General features: G+C 56.2%; 20 protein-coding genes. 10 read left to right on the forward strand and 10 right to left on the reverse strand.

The genetic code is table 11. The features are described from left to right. Window positions 1-177: 177 nt before the first annotated feature. The 4 genes from HFD87_RS00295 to HFD87_RS00310 are packed head-to-tail and all read right to left on the reverse strand — an operon-like array spanning window position 178 to window position 4,344. Complete coding sequence (locus HFD87_RS00295; protein WP_010246189.1) at window positions 178-1,284, reverse strand: ABC transporter permease; 1,107 nt, start codon at window positions 1,282-1,284, stop codon at window positions 178-180. A gap of 2 nt (window positions 1,285-1,286) precedes the next feature. Beyond that, entirely contained in the window at window positions 1,287-2,801 is a 1,515-nt protein-coding gene (locus HFD87_RS00300) for a sugar ABC transporter ATP-binding protein (protein WP_022625834.1), read from the reverse strand. Then, window positions 2,801-3,400: a DUF2291 family protein gene (locus tag HFD87_RS00305; RefSeq protein WP_158131791.1), complete on the reverse strand. Its 600-nt coding sequence runs from the start codon at window positions 3,398-3,400 to the stop codon at window positions 2,801-2,803. Before HFD87_RS00305 ends, HFD87_RS00300 begins: the two co-directional genes overlap by 1 nt. A gap of 2 nt (window positions 3,401-3,402) precedes the next feature. Then, window positions 3,403-4,344, reverse strand: coding sequence for a D-ribose ABC transporter substrate-binding protein (locus HFD87_RS00310; RefSeq protein WP_010246199.1), 942 nt, complete (start codon window positions 4,342-4,344; stop codon window positions 3,403-3,405). A 183-nt stretch (window positions 4,345-4,527) separates the two neighbouring features. Here HFD87_RS00310 and HFD87_RS00315 point away from each other — a divergent pair, with 183 nt between their 5' ends. Beyond that, the gene (locus tag HFD87_RS00315; protein ID WP_167422804.1) at window positions 4,528-5,484 is read left to right on the forward strand and encodes a sugar-binding transcriptional regulator; all 957 of its coding nucleotides are present in this window, start codon (window positions 4,528-4,530) and stop codon (window positions 5,482-5,484) included. Window positions 5,485-5,494: 10 nt separating this feature from the next. On the opposite strand, the gene emtA is transcribed toward HFD87_RS00315, so the two are convergent. Beyond that, window positions 5,495-6,124 (reverse strand): membrane-bound lytic murein transglycosylase EmtA, encoded by a 630-nt coding sequence (gene emtA / locus HFD87_RS00320; protein WP_010246204.1) that lies wholly within the window; start codon window positions 6,122-6,124, stop codon window positions 5,495-5,497. A 164-nt stretch (window positions 6,125-6,288) separates the two neighbouring features. On the opposite strand from emtA, the gene ldcA reads away from it, so the two are divergent. Continuing rightward, a complete protein-coding gene (gene ldcA / locus HFD87_RS00325) occupies window positions 6,289-7,212 on the forward strand; it encodes a muramoyltetrapeptide carboxypeptidase (RefSeq protein ID WP_010669878.1) in 924 nt (307 codons plus the stop codon). 22 nt (window positions 7,213-7,234) lie between these two features. Continuing rightward, window positions 7,235-7,897 (forward strand): MBL fold metallo-hydrolase, encoded by a 663-nt coding sequence (locus HFD87_RS00330; protein WP_010246210.1) that lies wholly within the window; start codon window positions 7,235-7,237, stop codon window positions 7,895-7,897. Here HFD87_RS00330 and HFD87_RS00335 read toward each other — a convergent pair whose 3' ends face one another. The 3 genes from HFD87_RS00335 to HFD87_RS00345 all read right to left on the reverse strand — a co-directional run bounded on the left by HFD87_RS00335 (window position 7,898) and on the right by HFD87_RS00345 (window position 9,073). Then, a complete protein-coding gene (locus tag HFD87_RS00335; protein ID WP_060679967.1) occupies window positions 7,898-8,311 on the reverse strand; it encodes an N-acetyltransferase in 414 nt (137 codons plus the stop codon). A 14-nt stretch (window positions 8,312-8,325) separates the two neighbouring features. Then, window positions 8,326-8,709, reverse strand: a complete 384-nt coding sequence (locus HFD87_RS00340) for a hypothetical protein (protein WP_010246217.1) — start codon at window positions 8,707-8,709, stop codon at window positions 8,326-8,328. 184 nt (window positions 8,710-8,893) lie between these two features. Next, window positions 8,894-9,073 carry a hypothetical protein gene (locus HFD87_RS00345; protein WP_167422935.1) on the reverse strand — a complete coding sequence of 60 codons (180 nt, stop codon included), beginning with the start codon at window positions 9,071-9,073 and terminating at the stop codon, window positions 8,894-8,896. A gap of 214 nt (window positions 9,074-9,287) precedes the next feature. On the opposite strand from HFD87_RS00345, the gene HFD87_RS00350 reads away from it, so the two are divergent. The 3 genes from HFD87_RS00350 (at window position 9,288) to HFD87_RS00360 (ending at window position 11,270) form a co-directional block, all read left to right on the forward strand. Then, window positions 9,288-9,617, forward strand: a complete 330-nt coding sequence (locus tag HFD87_RS00350) for a hypothetical protein (RefSeq protein ID WP_167422805.1) — start codon at window positions 9,288-9,290, stop codon at window positions 9,615-9,617. 61 nt (window positions 9,618-9,678) lie between these two features. Continuing rightward, a complete protein-coding gene (locus HFD87_RS00355) occupies window positions 9,679-10,236 on the forward strand; it encodes a hypothetical protein (RefSeq protein ID WP_022625839.1) in 558 nt (185 codons plus the stop codon). A gap of 23 nt (window positions 10,237-10,259) precedes the next feature. Then, window positions 10,260-11,270 (forward strand): Ppx/GppA phosphatase family protein, encoded by a 1,011-nt coding sequence (locus HFD87_RS00360; RefSeq protein WP_167422806.1) that lies wholly within the window; start codon window positions 10,260-10,262, stop codon window positions 11,268-11,270. A gap of 20 nt (window positions 11,271-11,290) precedes the next feature. On the opposite strand, the gene HFD87_RS00365 is transcribed toward HFD87_RS00360, so the two are convergent. Continuing rightward, a complete protein-coding gene (locus HFD87_RS00365) occupies window positions 11,291-11,503 on the reverse strand; it encodes a DUF2767 family protein (protein ID WP_010246232.1) in 213 nt (70 codons plus the stop codon). A gap of 212 nt (window positions 11,504-11,715) precedes the next feature. Here HFD87_RS00365 and HFD87_RS00370 point away from each other — a divergent pair, with 212 nt between their 5' ends. The 4 genes from HFD87_RS00370 to HFD87_RS00385 all read left to right on the forward strand — a co-directional run bounded on the left by HFD87_RS00370 (window position 11,716) and on the right by HFD87_RS00385 (window position 14,042). After that, entirely contained in the window at window positions 11,716-11,964 is a 249-nt protein-coding gene (locus HFD87_RS00370) for a YqjD family protein (protein ID WP_010246235.1), read from the forward strand. 169 nt (window positions 11,965-12,133) lie between these two features. Further along, window positions 12,134-12,304 (forward strand): hypothetical protein, encoded by a 171-nt coding sequence (locus HFD87_RS00375; protein ID WP_010246238.1) that lies wholly within the window; start codon window positions 12,134-12,136, stop codon window positions 12,302-12,304. A 338-nt stretch (window positions 12,305-12,642) separates the two neighbouring features. Then, window positions 12,643-13,704, forward strand: a complete 1,062-nt coding sequence (locus tag HFD87_RS00380; RefSeq protein ID WP_167422807.1) for a glycosyltransferase family 9 protein — start codon at window positions 12,643-12,645, stop codon at window positions 13,702-13,704. After that, a complete protein-coding gene (locus tag HFD87_RS00385; protein WP_062757433.1) occupies window positions 13,704-14,042 on the forward strand; it encodes a DUF1493 family protein in 339 nt (112 codons plus the stop codon). Before HFD87_RS00380 ends, HFD87_RS00385 begins: the two co-directional genes overlap by 1 nt. Here the strand turns inward: HFD87_RS00385 and HFD87_RS00390 are convergent. Beyond that, complete coding sequence (locus HFD87_RS00390) at window positions 14,036-15,043, reverse strand: glycosyltransferase family 9 protein (RefSeq protein ID WP_167422808.1); 1,008 nt, start codon at window positions 15,041-15,043, stop codon at window positions 14,036-14,038. The two genes, HFD87_RS00385 and HFD87_RS00390, sit on opposite strands and share 7 nt — an antisense overlap. Between the last annotated feature and the right edge of the window lie 104 nt (window positions 15,044-15,147).

Genomic DNA, 15,147 nt, shown 5'->3' on the forward strand with positions numbered 1-15,147 from the left:
TTTTAAATCGGTTATGAATATATATTCACGTCGGTTAAAAAATTTTGTGCCTGAAAAAAAGGGGGCTAATAAACTGAACCGCCCTTTGTTCACTACTCTGCCCATTAAACCGGGCAGGCCGTCCACTGCCAGGAATCACTCAGCGGCACCCGCTGTCCGGTTCAACGCACTTTCCCGTCAGGGTTTTGCCGGTGTCCCCTCCTCGATTAACGCTTTCTGAGCCACCACGGCCGCCTTCTGCTGCATCCGGCTCTGGGTCTGGTCGATGATCACCGCGATGATAATCACGATGCCTTTGATCACCATCTGCCAGAATTCACTGACACCCATCATGATCAGGCCATCCGCCAGAAAGCCGATGACGAACGCACCAATCAGCGTACCGAGGATGGTGCCGCGTCCGCCCGCCAGCGACGTGCCACCCAGCACCACGGCGGCAATGGCATTCATCTCAAACGCGGTGCCGTTAGCCGGATGGCTGGCGACCAGTTGCGATGAGACCACGATGCCAGCAATCGCCGCGCAGAATCCCGACAGGGTGTAGACCAGAATTTTTACCTGCCGGGTTTTCACACCCGACAGTTCAGCGGCACGTTCATTGTCTCCGATGGCATAGACCTGACGGCCAAACGGCAGGCGACGGGCGATGTAGGCGATCACCAGCGCCAGCACCACCATCATCCAGATGGCGTAAGGCAGCCCGAGAAAGGTTCCGGCACCAATCCGATCGAAACCGGTATTGCCCAGCAGCGGATTCCCCTGCAGACCGGGAAAGGTCTCGCCGCCGGAGGTAAGCATCGCCGCGCCGCGCAGGATGTACATGGTGCCGAGGGTGCAGATAAAGGGGGCCACGTTGTAACGGGTAATGATCCAGCCGTTGCCCGCGCCAATCAGCGCGCCGATCAACAGCACCACCGGCACAATCACCCAGACGCTGGGAAAAATAGCGATGCCAAACATCGGCAGCACAATGCCTTTGGTAATCAGCCAGCCGGCGATCATGCCGCACAGTCCCAGCGTTGCCCCAATCGACAGGTCAATTCCCGCCGTGATAATGACAAAGGTGATGCCCAGCGCCAGAAAGGCGTTGATGGCGATATGTTTCACCATGATCACCAGGCTGCCGGTGGCGAGAAAGTCCGGCACGGTGATGGCGAAGAAGCCGACGATCAGAATCAGCGCAATAAAAGTGCGCAGCTTCAGAAGCAGCAGCAGAATGCTTTCACGTGAACTGAACGCCTTAGCCGGAAGTGTGGTCAGCGCGACGCTGTCATTGCTTTTCATGCTCAGAACCCCTGCGCACTTGCTTTCACCAGCGCTGCCTCTTCCGCCTGGTCGCGGGGAAGATCAGCCGTAAGTTTGCCGCCCGACATCACCAGGATGCGATCGGCTACCGCCATAATCTCTTTCAGGTCCGAGGTGGAGAACAGTACTGCAATGCCCTGCTGCGACAGCGCCACCATCATGCGAAATACCTCTGCTTTTGCACCGACATCAATGCCGCGACTCGGCTCATCCAGCAGCAGCAGACGCGGATTGGTCAGCAGCGCGCGGCCAATCACCACTTTCTGCTGGTTGCCACCACTCAGCGCGCTAATGGCCACGTCCGGCGAGGAGATTTTGATCGCCAGGTTGCCCACCGTCTGGCTCACCGCCTGCTGCTCCGCCTGGTGGGCAATGGCAAAGCGATGTGACAGACGCCGCCACAGGCTGGCGATGGTGAGATTACTGGCAACCGATGAGACCGGGAAAATCCCGGCGCGTTTGCGATCTTCCGGCACCAGACTCATGCCCATGCGGATACGGTCAGCGGTGGGCAGACGGGTCGGCAGCGGTTTGCTGTCGAGCCACAGCTTGCCCAGATAGTGGCGCTGACTGCCAAGCAGACACTCAAACAGCTCGGTGCGGCCTGCGCCCATCAGCCCGTAAATCCCGACAATTTCCCCGGCCCGCACCTGAAAACTGACGTCATCCACCAGGGTATTGCCATTGGGGCTGACGCAGGTAATGTGCTGCGCCTCCAGCACCGGCGCGCCAAACTCACGCGCTTCCGGCAGGAAGGTGGTGACCGGTTCACTGCCCAGCATCTCACGCACGATCCACGGCACATCGATGCTGCTGACCGGCGCTTCGGCCTGAAAGCGCCCGTCGCGCAGAATGGTGATCACGTCGCCAATTGCCATCAGCTCTTCCAGCCGGTGGGAGATGTAAATCACGGTAACGCCCTGCTGCGTCAGGTCGCGGATCACCCGGAACAGGATCTCCACTTCGGTTTTGCTCAGCGCCGAGGTCGGCTCGTCGAGGATCAGGATGTCCGCATCTTCCGCCAGCGCTTTGGCAATCTCGACCAGCTGCTGCTGACCCACTTTGAGATTACCGACCCGCTCATGGGGTGAAATCGGCTGATCGAGGCGCGCCATCAGCGCGGCGGTGCGGCGAGCCTGCTCTGCCTCGTTGATCGGGGCCAGGCCGCGCTGGATCTCCCGGCCCAGAAACAGGTTTTCAGCCACCGTCAGGTTCTCAAACAGATTCAGCTCCTGGTGCACCATGCCGATGCCGTGCCGGGCGGCGTCACGGGTGCTGCTCAGCGTCAGCGGCTCGCCATTCAGGAACAGCGAACCGGCCGTGGGCTGCTGTACCCCGGCCAGAATTTTCATCAGGGTCGATTTGCCCGCCCCATTCTCACCGATGATGACGTTAACTTTGCCGCGCCAGACCCGATAGTCGACGCGATCCAGCGCCAGCGTGCCGGGAAACAGCATCGATATCTGTTCGGCCCGCAGAATGATCTCATCGTCCATCAGGGCGTCCCCCGCTTCAGCTCAACCGCCACCACATCATCAACGCTGTTCTGCCCGATGGTTATGGCCAGCAGCGCCTGCACCGGCTGATTGACCCAGCTGGCATCCAGCGGTGGCAGTTGCTTCACCGCGTGACGGTTCAGCGCCCGCGTCAGCTGGGCGTACTGCACCTGATTGGTAAACTCTTCGAAACGGAAACCGGCGGCATCCCGGATAGCGTTACTGCGCAGCACCGGCCCGACACTGACCGCCACCGGCTTGCCGTTAATCATCAGCGTCAGCGTGCGTTCACGCGGGTTACTCTCATCAAAGGCGCTGGCTGTACCCCCGGCTCGCACGAAGACGCTTTCGCGCCCGCCGGGTTTGACCGTCTGACTTTTCGCCTCCATGTCGGCCCAGCTCAGCGCATGGCTGTTCGCGGTGGTCATCACGCGCGGCTGCCAGGTCTCTTCCGCAATCTGCTGCGGTGTCTGGGTGGTATAGCTGGGTTTCGCGTGCGGATCCTTCGGCAGGATCGGCTTACCGTCCGCATCCAGATCCACCACGGTGCAGGCGCTGAGTAGCGCCATACCGGTCAATACCGCCAGCATCCGTTTCATGGTTATTTCGCCAGGTTGAAGTTTTTCAGCTTAGCGGCGTTGCTGTCGTCAATCAGCACGCAGTCCATCAGCTGCTTCTCCTGTTTCTGCGCTTTGCCGTTCTTCAGGTAGTAATCCGCCTGCGTGACCGCCATCTGCGCCTGATCCCAGCCCGGCTGCAGCACCGTCGCTTTAATATTGCCTTTGTTGAGGATCGAATCCCGGGTGTAGTCGCTGCCATCAAAGCCCACCACGATCACCGATGTTTTCCCGGCGGCTTTCAGCGCGGCTTCGGCACCCAGCGCCATGGTGTCGTTACCGGAGATGACGCCCACGATGTTGGGGTGTTTCTGCAGCAGGGTTTCCATGCGGCTGAAGGCTTCGGTCTGACTCCAGTTGGCGCTCTGCTGAGCCACCATTTTCATGTCGCTGTAGTCATCCAGCACATCGTGATAGCCCTGCGACCGCACGCCCGCGTTGGTGTCAGACTCTTTGCCCAGCAGTTCAACATAGTCCCCTTTGCCGCCCAGCAATTTCGCAAATTTCTCCGCGCCCAGCTGCGCCCCCTGATAGTTGTTAGAGACGATCTGCGCTACCGCGATGCCGGTTTTGTTGATCTCCCGGTCAATCAGGAAGGTCGGGATCCCGGCATCTTTGGCTTTCTGCACCGGTCCGACGGTGGCGTCAGCACCAGCGTTATCAAGAATGATCGCTTTGGCTTTGCGCGCAATCGCGGTCTCAATCAGCTGGTTTTGCTTGTTTACGTCATCATCGTGCGACGCCACAAGCGTGGCGTAACCCAGCTCTTTGGCTTTCGCTAAGGCCCCTTCCGCCTCGGCTTTAAAGAACGGGTTGTCATGGGATGGGGTGATAATCGCCAGCAGGCCTTGCTCTGCCGCTAGCGCGGTCGCTGAAAAGGCGAGCATCGATGCGAGCAGGGTCAGTTTGATCAGAGGACGAGTCATTATTTTTCTCCGCTTGAATATATATTCACACGCGATTTTATATGCATAATGACTATGCGCCCGCGCTGACGTGCCGTCCAATGCGCGATCGTCAAAAAGCGAAAACGATCACAAATTAGCCTGCGTTGTGATTTTGATCATCCTGGTTAACAATACCGGGCAGAATCAGAGAGGGAAAAACCGATGGCAAAACAGGATGAACAGCGATTGATGGTGAAAATTGCCACCCTTTACTATGTCGAAGGGTTGAAGCAGTCAGAGATTGCGCAGTCGCTGACCTTATCGCAGTCGTTTGTCTCACGCATTCTTAATCGCAGCGTGAAAGAAGGTGTGGTCAAGATCAGCGTGGTGCCACCAGCCAACGTCTACCCTGAGCTGGAAAAGGCCATTGAGCAGACCTATAACCTGCCGCAGGCGATTGTGGTGGATGTGCCGGACCAGGCGTCGTCGCTGCAGATTAAGCAGGCGATTGGATCGGCGGCCGCTCACTATCTGGAGACCCGACTGCGAAACGATGAGCTGATTGGTATTTCGTCATGGAGCGGCACGATCCGGGCGATGGTGGATGCGCTGCATCCGCTCAACAGCGCCTGCAAAGGGGTGATCCAGCTGCTGGGTGGCGTCGGGGCTAACGGCAATGTGCAAGCCACGATTCTGACGCAAAATCTGGCGGCGCTGCTGAACTGCCCCGCCTGGCTGCTGCCGTCCCAGTCGATTGAGCATTCGGTCAGCGATCGCCAGCGGCTCTCTGCCAACGCGGAGGTCGCCGAGGTTCTGAGTAAATTTGAGCAGGTCGACCTGGCGATTGTCGGCATTGGCGATCTGGAGCCGTCGGCGCTGTTACGTAATTCGGGCAACTACTACGATGGCAGGATGCTACAGACGCTGGCGGCGCGCGGTGCGGTAGGCGATATCTGTCTGCACTATTTCGACGCCTGCGGACAGCCGGTGCTGAAAGCAGAAGAAGATCCGGTGATTGGTATGGAGCTGGCGCAGGTGAAACAGTGTCCACAGGTGGTCGGGCTGGCAGGCGGAAGAGAGAAAGCGCAGGCGATTCGCGGTGCGCTGCTGGGCGGCTACATCAAGGTGCTGATCATCGACTATCCCACGGCGCGGCTACTGCTCACGCCGCAGGACTAATCACAATCGGTCAGATAGTGCGGTAAGCCGTGGTGACTTTCCACAGATAGCGCGGGGCCTGCGCCGCCGGATGCTTGTTCTGCACATGCTGATAGAACTCATCCGGTGACATCGCATTGATCATCGCAATGGCCCGATCGCGATCGCTGGAGAAAGTCCGCAGTAACGCTCCTGCGCCGTTGGCATAAGAGACGATGGTGGCATAGCGCAGGGTCAGCGGATCGCGGATGCCCGACAGCGCGGAGTTCTGCAGAATGCGGATATAGGCGGTGCCGATATCAATATTTTTGGCCGGATCGCGCAACTCGGCATTCGACGGCTGACCACGACGGCCCAGCGTGCGATAGACTTCGCGCCCGGCGGTCGAAGCTTTAATCTGCATCAGCCCCACCGCATTTGAACGGCTCACCACGCCCGGATTTCCACCCGACTCGACACTGATAATGGCGCTGATCAACTTCTCATCAACGCCATAATGACTGGCGGCATCTTCGGTAAACATCGCCCAGGTGCCATTGACGCTGGACGGCGGTGCCTGAGTTAATGGCGTGTTGCGCTGCTTAACGGCATGGTGCGGTGGCTCGCTGGCACAGCCGGTCAGGAGTAACGCTGAGAGTATAAGGTGTCGGATTTTCAGCAATTTTTCATCTCGTAGCTGTTGTGGCGAATGCTATCATACCCAGGCAGCCTGAGAGCAAAATTACCGTTTATCCTAAATGCATGAAAATGCGGCGCGTACCGTGACTTCAGCGGCGCTTTTCGCCATCATCGCCGTCAGTCAGGCGCTAACAGCAGGAAAGTATGATGATTTCACGTTCAGTTCGTCTTATCTCCCCCTCCGGTTACTGTCACAATCAGCCTGCGGCGCTGCAGGGCATTGCACGACTGCGTGCGGCCGGCCATCAGGTAGAGAACGAGCAGGTGATCACCCGCCGTTTTCAGCGCTTCGCCGGTACGGACGCGGAGCGCCTGGCGGATATCAACCAGCTTGCCAGTCTCAGCACGCTGCCCGATGTGGTGCTGGCGGTGCGTGGCGGTTATGGTGCCAGCCGGTTACTGGAGTCCATCGACTACATCGGCCTGCAACGCCGTCTGCTGAATCAGCCGCTGGCGCTGTGCGGCCACAGCGACTTCACCGCGATTCAGCTGGCACTGCTGGCACAGGTCGGCCTGATTACCTTCAGCGCACCGATGCTGGCCGGTAACTTCGGCGCCGCGACCTTATCTGAATTTACCCTTCACCACTTCTGGCAGGCACTGACTTCACCTACAGTAGAGGTGACATGGCAAAGCGAAACGCCTGACGAGGGCGAATGGCAGGGTACGCTGTGGGGCGGGAATCTGGCGATGATCTGCTCACTGATTGGCACGCCGTGGATGCCGCAGTTTGAGAACGGCATTCTGGTGATTGAGGATGTGAATGAGCATCCGTTCCGCATTGAACGCATGCTGATTCAGCTGCAGCAGAGCGGCATTCTGGCGCGACAGCGGGCGATCGTTACCGGCAGCTTCACCAGTACAGCCCTGACGGAATATGACAACGGGTTTGACTTCAGCACCGTCTGGCAGCGACTGCGTGACACCACCGGTCTGCCGCTGATTTGTGGATTAGATTTTGGTCATGCCGCTGACACCGTAACACTGCCTTTGGGTGCCAGCGCACGATTAGCAGTCAGCCAGGGCCACGCCCGTTTGCAGGCGACCGGGCATCCCGTCCTGCGGGAATAGCGTTTGTTTCAGGAGATCGACATTGAAGCCGTTGTATGACGATTTGTGGATCTCAACCCCGGAATTTCCGGTGGAAGATGCCGTTAATGACCTGATGATGCATGGCTTTATGCTGCGTCACCCGCGCGGCAATCTGTTGATTGGCCGCGTAGAAAATCCGCTCGATCATGAAGTCATGGCCGATACCGGCGGCGTGATCCGCCACTACCTCACCCACTGGCATGAATCCGCGCCCGGTGCGGCGCTGATCCAGCAGCGCTTCAGCAGCGCACTTTACTGCCATAGCCGATCGCTGGGCCCCATCAGCCGTTTTGCTGAGCCTGATGACACCTTTTCGCAGCAGGAGACGCACTTCGGGGATTTCCATCTGCTGCCAACGCCAGGACACACACCGGGCAGTTGCAGCTATCTCTACACCTCGCCGCTGGGGCTGACCTATCTGTTTGTTGGCGATACCGTGACGCGTTCGCATGACCGCTGGATCACGGTGCTGGTGCCGGACAGTAATCCGGCTGAGCTGAGCCAGACGCTGGAGTTTTACCGCTCCCTGCGTCCCGACGTGGTGCTGATGAGTACCACGCGCGGGCATCTCTCCTGGAAAAAAGTCACGCTGCAGAGCTGGCTGGCCGCGATTGATGAAGCAGAACAGCATCCGCTGGATTTGCGTCAGCAACCGTTGTTCTGATTACAGGGCTTTCGTCAGATAGTGGCGCTGATGATGCCGCGGATAGTTATCCAGGCTGAAGCGCAGCGTATAGCCGAGCTTTTCATAAAACGGTCGCGCCTGAAAACTGGCGGTATCCACCTGGGCAAAGCGGCAGCCGCGATCCCGCGCCTCCTGCTCTGCCGCCTGCATCAGCTTGCTGCCCGCCCCCTGCCCGCGTAGCACCTCACTCACCCACAGCATATCAATCCGCAGCCAGTTTCCGGCGGTTGATCCGGTCAGTCCGGCCAGCTTTCTGCCCTGGTCATCACGAATAAACACGCCGATCGATCTGATCTCATCAATATTAATATATTTGCTGTTGAACGCAGTCAGACCCAGCCTGACTTCATCCAGATCCTGCGTTGTGACCTTATCGGTAATCTCGGGTTGCATAGTGGCTCCGTGGGTTAAGTGTCGGAGTGCTGACGATCGTCGTAGCGCTCCAGGCTCAACGCATCAACATCGCGTTTTTCGCTGCGGCTGCAGGGCAGCAGTTTATCGCTGTCGCGGTAGACAAAAAAGGTCGCCTGGCTGCGCTGGTTCACAATCAGCTGATCGCCATTGCGAAAGCGGGTAATCGCCACCTTATCACCCGCCTCTAAACGGGTACGCTGCTGACCGGCAGCAATCTGGAAATGCCCCGGCGGCCACATTAACGTGGTTAAACCATATTCGGCACGCGAAACGGTCATGGTTGTCCGGCCGGGACAGTTAAGCTGAAATTCCGTCTCGCTCCAGGCGGGTGCGATGTGACAGGCCAGCAGGCCCAGGGCAATTAATGCTGCCTTCATGCTGTGTCTCCGCTGATTTTATTGAGGTTTTTTAGCTTAACACATCACAGGACAGAGAAGGGGCGCGGGGCAACCCGCAGCAAGACCATTGAAAGATAGAATCGGCGTGCGAAGAAATCTGAAAGTTGAGAAAAAATAAAGTAATCCGGCCAGCGTAACAGGCTGCCACACTGACCGGATATGATTATTCGGCTGCTACCTCGGCGGCCACTAACATCAGTGCCAGCCCGGCATTCTCGCTATCATAAGCCTGCATTGCTGCACGTATTTCCGCTGAACAAGCGATCACCTGTTGCTTCTTATCGGCTTCTAACTGGTCAATCGCATGGCGAATAATCATTAGACTTGCTTCTTCTTCGTTCATCATTTATCCCTGGATTTGCCTAAGTGGTGCGCAAAGGAGCCAAGAATAACGTTTATTGATAAGCAAAGTCACCCTTTTACATTCCTGTTGCTTAACGATTAAACAAATCACAAACAGGAAGCGCAGCGTAAACTGCTATGATTAAGTAATCAGTGACGCAGCAGGATAGACTCTGCGCCACGAAACTCCCAGGGATTGAAGCAGGTAGAAAATCATGATGCGTCTCAGCATTTTTATCCTCATCGCGATGGTGACTGGATGTTCATCTGGCCCGAAAGGGGTGGAATGTCCGGGTGAGGTCTCGACAATTTATGGTCAGTCGATGGGGCATACCCAGGGCGTGATTTTTGATCTGGTTAATAGCTTCACCGTGACCCGGGATAAGGTCGGCGTTAAGAGTGGCCCGCTGCAGTCGCTGGATCGCTTTAAATATGTTCCCTCCGCCGTCACGCCTGAGGGCTATTACGCGCAGCGCCTGTCAGATAAGCAGTTCCGCCTGATCAACCCTTACCAGGACACCCAAATCACCTGGACCTGTCCATAAGGGATGAATCCTGCTGCCAGATGGTTTATTGTCAGGAAACGTCAAGCAGCAGGTCTCCCCGATGGAAAAGCGTCTGGATAACAACGGTTATATCGACTTCCCCTTCCCCGCCACCCGCAATGCGGATGGCTCCGTGAATCCCTGTGGCTTTGATCTGACGCTGGAAACCGGTCGCCTTGAGGAGATCGCGGTGCTGAACCATTCAGTGAATCTGCGGCGGCTGGTCGAGGAGATCAATCTGCAGGAGGGGCTGTTTATGACCCTGGCCTGCGACTGGCAGCAGCAGGCAGATGCGGTCTGTGGCTTTATCGATGTGGCTTTTCGTCCCGACCTGCCGCAACACGGCTTTGAGGAGGCGCTGCAGCTGGAAGCGAACTTTTATCGCTACCTGACCGGGCAGGAGCAGCAACATCAGATGCCCGCGGAGACGCTGGTCAATTATGCCCGTTCGGTACTCGACTGGAGCTGGTCACCGCTGCGCCAGCGTCAGCGCGATTATGAAAAGATCACTATTCAGTTCTATTGCCCGCAGGCGGATGACGCCGAATGGTGTTTTGATCATCTGCGTCACTTCCTGGTGAGCGTCTATCCGGCCTGCGTCGCCGCCCGTTCACTCTGATCCTCATTGCACCCGGAGTCGCTATGCGTTCTGCTGCGCTGTCTGCTGTCACGCTGTTCTGCTCACTGTTTTTTGCCGCTGCTGCCCAGGCCGATCGCTGCCAGCAAATCCGCGCCGGTCTGGATATCGGTTCCGGCACCACCAAAATTGCGGTAGCCCGTGTCAATGTCTGCCAGCTGCGCATCGAAAAGATGCTGTATCAGGATCAGCGCGCCGTGGCATGGAACGAGGCCTTAGCGCATTCAACAGATAATCAGCTCAGCCCGGCAATGACTCATGAAGGTGCCGCTGCCCTGCAGCAGCTTTTAACGCAGGCACAGCGCTTTCATCCACAGCGGATCAGCGGCGTTGCCACGGCGGTGTTCCGCAACGCCAGCAACGGTCAGGCGGTCATCGATCAGTTGCAGCGCCAGACCGGTGCGCAAATCAGCATCATCTCGCAGCAGCAGGAAGCGAAACTCGGTTTCCTCTCCGCTAAAGCCGCGCTTAACGATCCGGCGATCCGTGATGAGCAACTGCTGGTCTGGGATATTGGTGGGGGATCGATGCAGATGACTGCCTGGCGACAGCAGGCGGGTCAGCCGGTTGCGGATATCTATCAGGGCAAACTGGCCTCAGTGACGCTGAAAAACTTTATTCTGACGGTGCTGAAGAACAGCCCGGAGGCCAAATCCCCTAATCCGATTGGCTCCTGGCGGCAGTCGGTACTGCGCTTTGTGCAATTTTATGCCGCTAATGAGGTCAGTCCGCAGATTAAACAGGATCTGGCGAGCCGTCGGGTCATTGGCATCGGCGGCGTACATGGTTTTTCAATCCGCAATCAGTTACCGGGCAAACCCCATCGCTACAGCCTGACGACATTAAGTCAGCTGTCGCAGCAGCAGGTCTGGAAAGGCGACAGTGAACTCCCGGGCGACTACCGGGCCACTGATGTCAGCAATCTCTTACTGGTTGAAGGTTATATGCAGGCGCTGAAAATTAATGAGGTTACGATTGTTGAGGCCAGTCTGATTCAGGGCGTCCTGCTGCAGTAGCGCAGCGTTTCCGCACTATGCTAAACCTCAGGCTTAATCAGCCGGATAGCATGATCCAGCATCCGCTGCTCATCGCGTTCACTGTGGGCCCGCTGCTGACGTATACGTTTAAGCAGGTCGTAGATTTCGCCACGGCGGGTGTCATGGCCGCGCTCCGAAAGCACAATGACCGCATCGCCAATGACCCGGCAGACTTCGTCATAGTCGTCATCATTCAGTGCATCACGTTTCATTGCTTATCCTCCGGCTGTAGCTTTGGCTATGGCTGTGGCAGCGCCTGAGTGCGCCTCTCTTTCCAAAGGCTAGACAGTAAATCCCTTACCCGCAAACGCAGCGCCATTAACAGCCAGAAATGATTTTTTAGCCCATTTTCCTCCGCTGGAGGAGCAGAATTCACTATCTTTGCTACGCTTTGAGGGTCTCACTCAAAACCAAGGAGCAATAAATGTCAGGAAAAATCGAAGATAAAGTAAAAGAAGCCGCTGGCGCAGTTCAGGAACAATGGGGTGCAGCAACCGGTTCATCTGAGCATCAGGCTAAAGGCGCAGCACGCCGTTACACCAATCAGGCAAGCTATGCTGCCCGCGATGCTGCTGACTGTATCAAGGATCAGGTTCAATCCAATCCTGTTGCAGGTCTGGCCGTTGCTGCAGGCGTTGGCGTATTTATCGGCTTCCTGCTGGGCCGCAAGTAATAGCGCTGAACGTCAACAGAACGGGAGCCACTGGCTTCCGTTTTTTTTTGCCAGGCCGCCTTCCGCCGGCTGAGAAACATCTGAAAGATAAGCCTTTTCAGGCCAGAATGCGGTAAGTATCTATGCTTAGTCTGGTTTCGTCTCTTTCTGACAACATCAAGGTGACCTTATGAAAACAATTCCTGCCCTGCTGCTGGTTGCAGCGACCTTAACCTCTCTGGCGGGCTGCTCGCAGAAGAGCGACGCAATTAAAGATGATGGCCGCCCTCATGCACCAAGCGGTCAGTCGTCACCGGGCGGTACGCTGGGTTCAGGCCCGGTGGGTCAGCCACAGTCGTAATACCCTGCCCCGGCACACGTGCCGGGGTTTGTTTTATCGCATGTTTTTTAATAGATAGAAGTCATAGAATAATTCCGCTAATAATTAACCTGCTATTAGTTTTTCATAGAATTACAAGCCGTAATCATTCATTAATAAAAGTGCACATAAAACATCTTCCAAATAACAAAAAATTAAAGTTCATTTTTATTTAAACCAGAAAGCGAGTGTATTTCAAACAAAAACTCAATGACTGAAAAAAACATCCTGTCATAATGAACTTTCTCTGTAGCGTTAATCTCTAACACTCCATAATATTTCCCTGTTAATAACATTGGTAAATTCAAGAGAATTCAGACGTGAAGAAAAAAAAGATTTATCTGATAGACCGACTTTTAACGCTCTATTCTCGATTTTCCAGCAGAACAAAACCACAGGCCTTGCACGACCTGGCCCCACAAACAGTGGTGATATACTCCACCACGGCACTGGGCGATTTTCTGATGAATACGCCGGCTATCTTGAGCCTGAAAAATCGCTTTCCCACCAGCAAATTTATTCTGGTTTCCAGCAAGAAAAATAAGGATCTCGTCAGCCGTTATAACTGGTTTGATCAGATCTATATCTGGGATAACAAACTGGCGAATTTCCTGCCACTTTTTTTCAAACTGCGCCGCCAGAAACCTGACCTGTCAGTAATATTACACGCCCATTTCCCCTACGATATTATGAGCTCGGTACTGACCGGCAGTAAGGTGATTGTGCGCGATCATTACGGCCGCGAATCGCCTCTGCTAAATAAATATCTCGATCACTATTCAGGCTATTTCGATGACCATACCATCAAGCGTAAGCTGAAACTGATTGAAGTCCTGGGCGCAGAGACAGAGCAAACCCGGATGCACCTTCCGGCACTGAACAACAGTCCGACTGCAAAGGCTGACCATCGCCGTATCGGTTTTCAGTTAGGGGCATCAAAAGATATTCGCCGCTGGCCGCTGGCCTCCTTCAGCCAGCTGGCGACAGCCTTGCTTGAACGCTGGCCTGACACGGAAATTATCGTTACCGGCACCGCCGCTGAGCAGCCTCTTGAGCAGGAATTTATTGAAAGCCTGCCCCTGCACTACCGTCAGCGTGTGACCCCGATGGCGGGTAAAACGAATCTCAGCGGCCTGATTAGCCTGATTCGCACGCTGGATGTGCTGGTTACCGGGGACACCGGTCCACTGCACATCGCCGTGGCCGCACAGACGCCAACGGTCAGCCTGTTCTCCACCGCCAATCCGCGCTATACCGGTCCCTGCCAGGACAGCGATCGGCACATCATTATTCACCGCCCGGATAAAACCGCCTCACAGCATCCGATGGCAACGATCAAGGCCGATGAGGTCGGGCAGGCCGTGGCGAAGCTGGTGGGGTAATGAACGACCTTTCTCAATCCATCATTGCGCTGATTGAGCACCACAATCAGCCAACCGCACTGGGCTGGTTCCGGAAAGTGGATCGGACGGGGTTTCATATCCAGCAGTTACCGCTGAGTGAGGTGGATTTTGCCATTCTGATGAGTGATTTTTTTATCACTTTCGGCGTCTGTTCAGAACACTATGATGACGCCCGCTATTTTCCGGAGCCGCGCCGACGGCGCTTTGCAGTGGCAAACTGGTTTACTGCGGGCACAGCACAGCCTTATCGTCCACTGACGGTCGCCATGCTGTGTGAAGCGGCCAGACTGGGACGCTGGCCTGAAGAGGATTACTGAGTAATGGTATGGGCGAACGCGTCATAGACCTCGCTGCTGCTCAGCGCATTGACCTCACGTGACCCCGGTTGCAGCACCTGATAGTTAACCTGCCACGGGTGCCAGCATGCCGGATCGCTGTCGCCAAACAGCGCGACGACCGGCAATCCCAGCGCCGCACCAATGTGCATTGCCCCGCCATCACTGCTCACCAGCCCCTGACACAACGACATTGCTGCAATCAACTGCGGCAGGCTGGTGGTTGCCACCGCTTTGATTGGCAGATGCGGGCAGAGCGCCATAATTTCACGCGCTTTTTCATCATCTCCCGGATGACGCGGATTATCACGGCTGCCGGGTGACCAGAGCAGCATTATCTGGCAGGAATGACGCGCCGCGATTTTTTCAGCCAGCCCGGCAAACCGCGCGGCTTCCCACTGCTGGCTCGGCTTGCGGGCGCTGATTTGCAATGCATAGACCGGAACAGCGGGATCAATTGCACAGCTGTCACGCAGGCTGGCCGCGATTGCCGCATCCGGTAGCAGCGTCAGTTTGCCTGGCGCTGTGGCGCTGAGATTGAAAGGCCGCCCCAGGCTAAACAGGGTTTCACTGATATGACACGGCGACTGGCTGGGTGGCGGCAACAGATCGGTAATCAGCGGATGGGGATGGCCCAGGGCGATCACTCTGGCAGGACGCACTGTTTTAACCCACTTCAGGCCATGCTGATCCCAGCGGCTTTTTGCCAGAATCACCACATCGTAACGCTGTTTTTTCAGGGTCAGCATCAGCTTCAGTCGCTGTAATACACAGGCCAGTCGTCCCTGCCCTGCCTCACGGTGATGCAGTTTGGTGTAATAGAAGAGCTGCCGGATATCGGGATTATGCTGCAACACTGGCGCAGCGTAATTGTTAGTCAGCACGTCGACCTGATGCTGCCCCGATTGCGCCAGCGCACTGATCAGCGGCGTGGTCAGTAAGGTGTCGCCAATATTATCCCGACAAATAATTAAAACCCGCATGTCTGACATCCTCTGCGCAAAGGCTACGCCGTTCTGGCTGAATAAAAGTAAGACTCGCCCGGTTAACGTTCTGAAAACGGTAACGTAACGGTATAGTCAGCAAA

Origin of the sequence: Pantoea sp. EKM21T (genome assembly GCF_011800405.1) — a bacterium.
GTDB lineage: Bacteria > Pseudomonadota > Gammaproteobacteria > Enterobacterales > Enterobacteriaceae > Pantoea > Pantoea agglomerans.

Coding starts and splice junctions, on each gene's coding strand:
- HFD87_RS00295 (WP_010246189.1), bottom strand. CDS start 1,284: ATGAAAAGCAATGACAGCGTCGCGCTGACCACACTTCCGGCTAAGGCG.
- HFD87_RS00300 (WP_022625834.1), bottom strand. CDS start 2,801: ATGGACGATGAGATCATTCTGCGGGCCGAACAGATATCGATGCTGTTT.
- HFD87_RS00305 (WP_158131791.1), bottom strand. CDS start 3,400: ATGAAACGGATGCTGGCGGTATTGACCGGTATGGCGCTACTCAGCGCC.
- HFD87_RS00310 (WP_010246199.1), bottom strand. CDS start 4,344: ATGACTCGTCCTCTGATCAAACTGACCCTGCTCGCATCGATGCTCGCC.
- HFD87_RS00315 (WP_167422804.1), top strand. CDS start 4,528: ATGGCAAAACAGGATGAACAGCGATTGATGGTGAAAATTGCCACCCTT.
- ldcA (WP_010669878.1), top strand. CDS start 6,289: ATGATTTCACGTTCAGTTCGTCTTATCTCCCCCTCCGGTTACTGTCAC.
- HFD87_RS00335 (WP_060679967.1), bottom strand. CDS start 8,311: ATGCAACCCGAGATTACCGATAAGGTCACAACGCAGGATCTGGATGAA.
- HFD87_RS00340 (WP_010246217.1), bottom strand. CDS start 8,709: ATGAAGGCAGCATTAATTGCCCTGGGCCTGCTGGCCTGTCACATCGCA.
- HFD87_RS00345 (WP_167422935.1), bottom strand. CDS start 9,073: ATGAACGAAGAAGAAGCAAGTCTAATGATTATTCGCCATGCGATTGAC.
- HFD87_RS00350 (WP_167422805.1), top strand. CDS start 9,288: ATGATGCGTCTCAGCATTTTTATCCTCATCGCGATGGTGACTGGATGT.
- HFD87_RS00355 (WP_022625839.1), top strand. CDS start 9,679: ATGGAAAAGCGTCTGGATAACAACGGTTATATCGACTTCCCCTTCCCC.
- HFD87_RS00360 (WP_167422806.1), top strand. CDS start 10,260: ATGCGTTCTGCTGCGCTGTCTGCTGTCACGCTGTTCTGCTCACTGTTT.
- HFD87_RS00365 (WP_010246232.1), bottom strand. CDS start 11,503: ATGAAACGTGATGCACTGAATGATGACGACTATGACGAAGTCTGCCGG.
- HFD87_RS00370 (WP_010246235.1), top strand. CDS start 11,716: ATGTCAGGAAAAATCGAAGATAAAGTAAAAGAAGCCGCTGGCGCAGTT.
- HFD87_RS00375 (WP_010246238.1), top strand. CDS start 12,134: ATGAAAACAATTCCTGCCCTGCTGCTGGTTGCAGCGACCTTAACCTCT.
- HFD87_RS00385 (WP_062757433.1), top strand. CDS start 13,704: ATGAACGACCTTTCTCAATCCATCATTGCGCTGATTGAGCACCACAAT.
- HFD87_RS00390 (WP_167422808.1), bottom strand. CDS start 15,043: ATGCGGGTTTTAATTATTTGTCGGGATAATATTGGCGACACCTTACTG.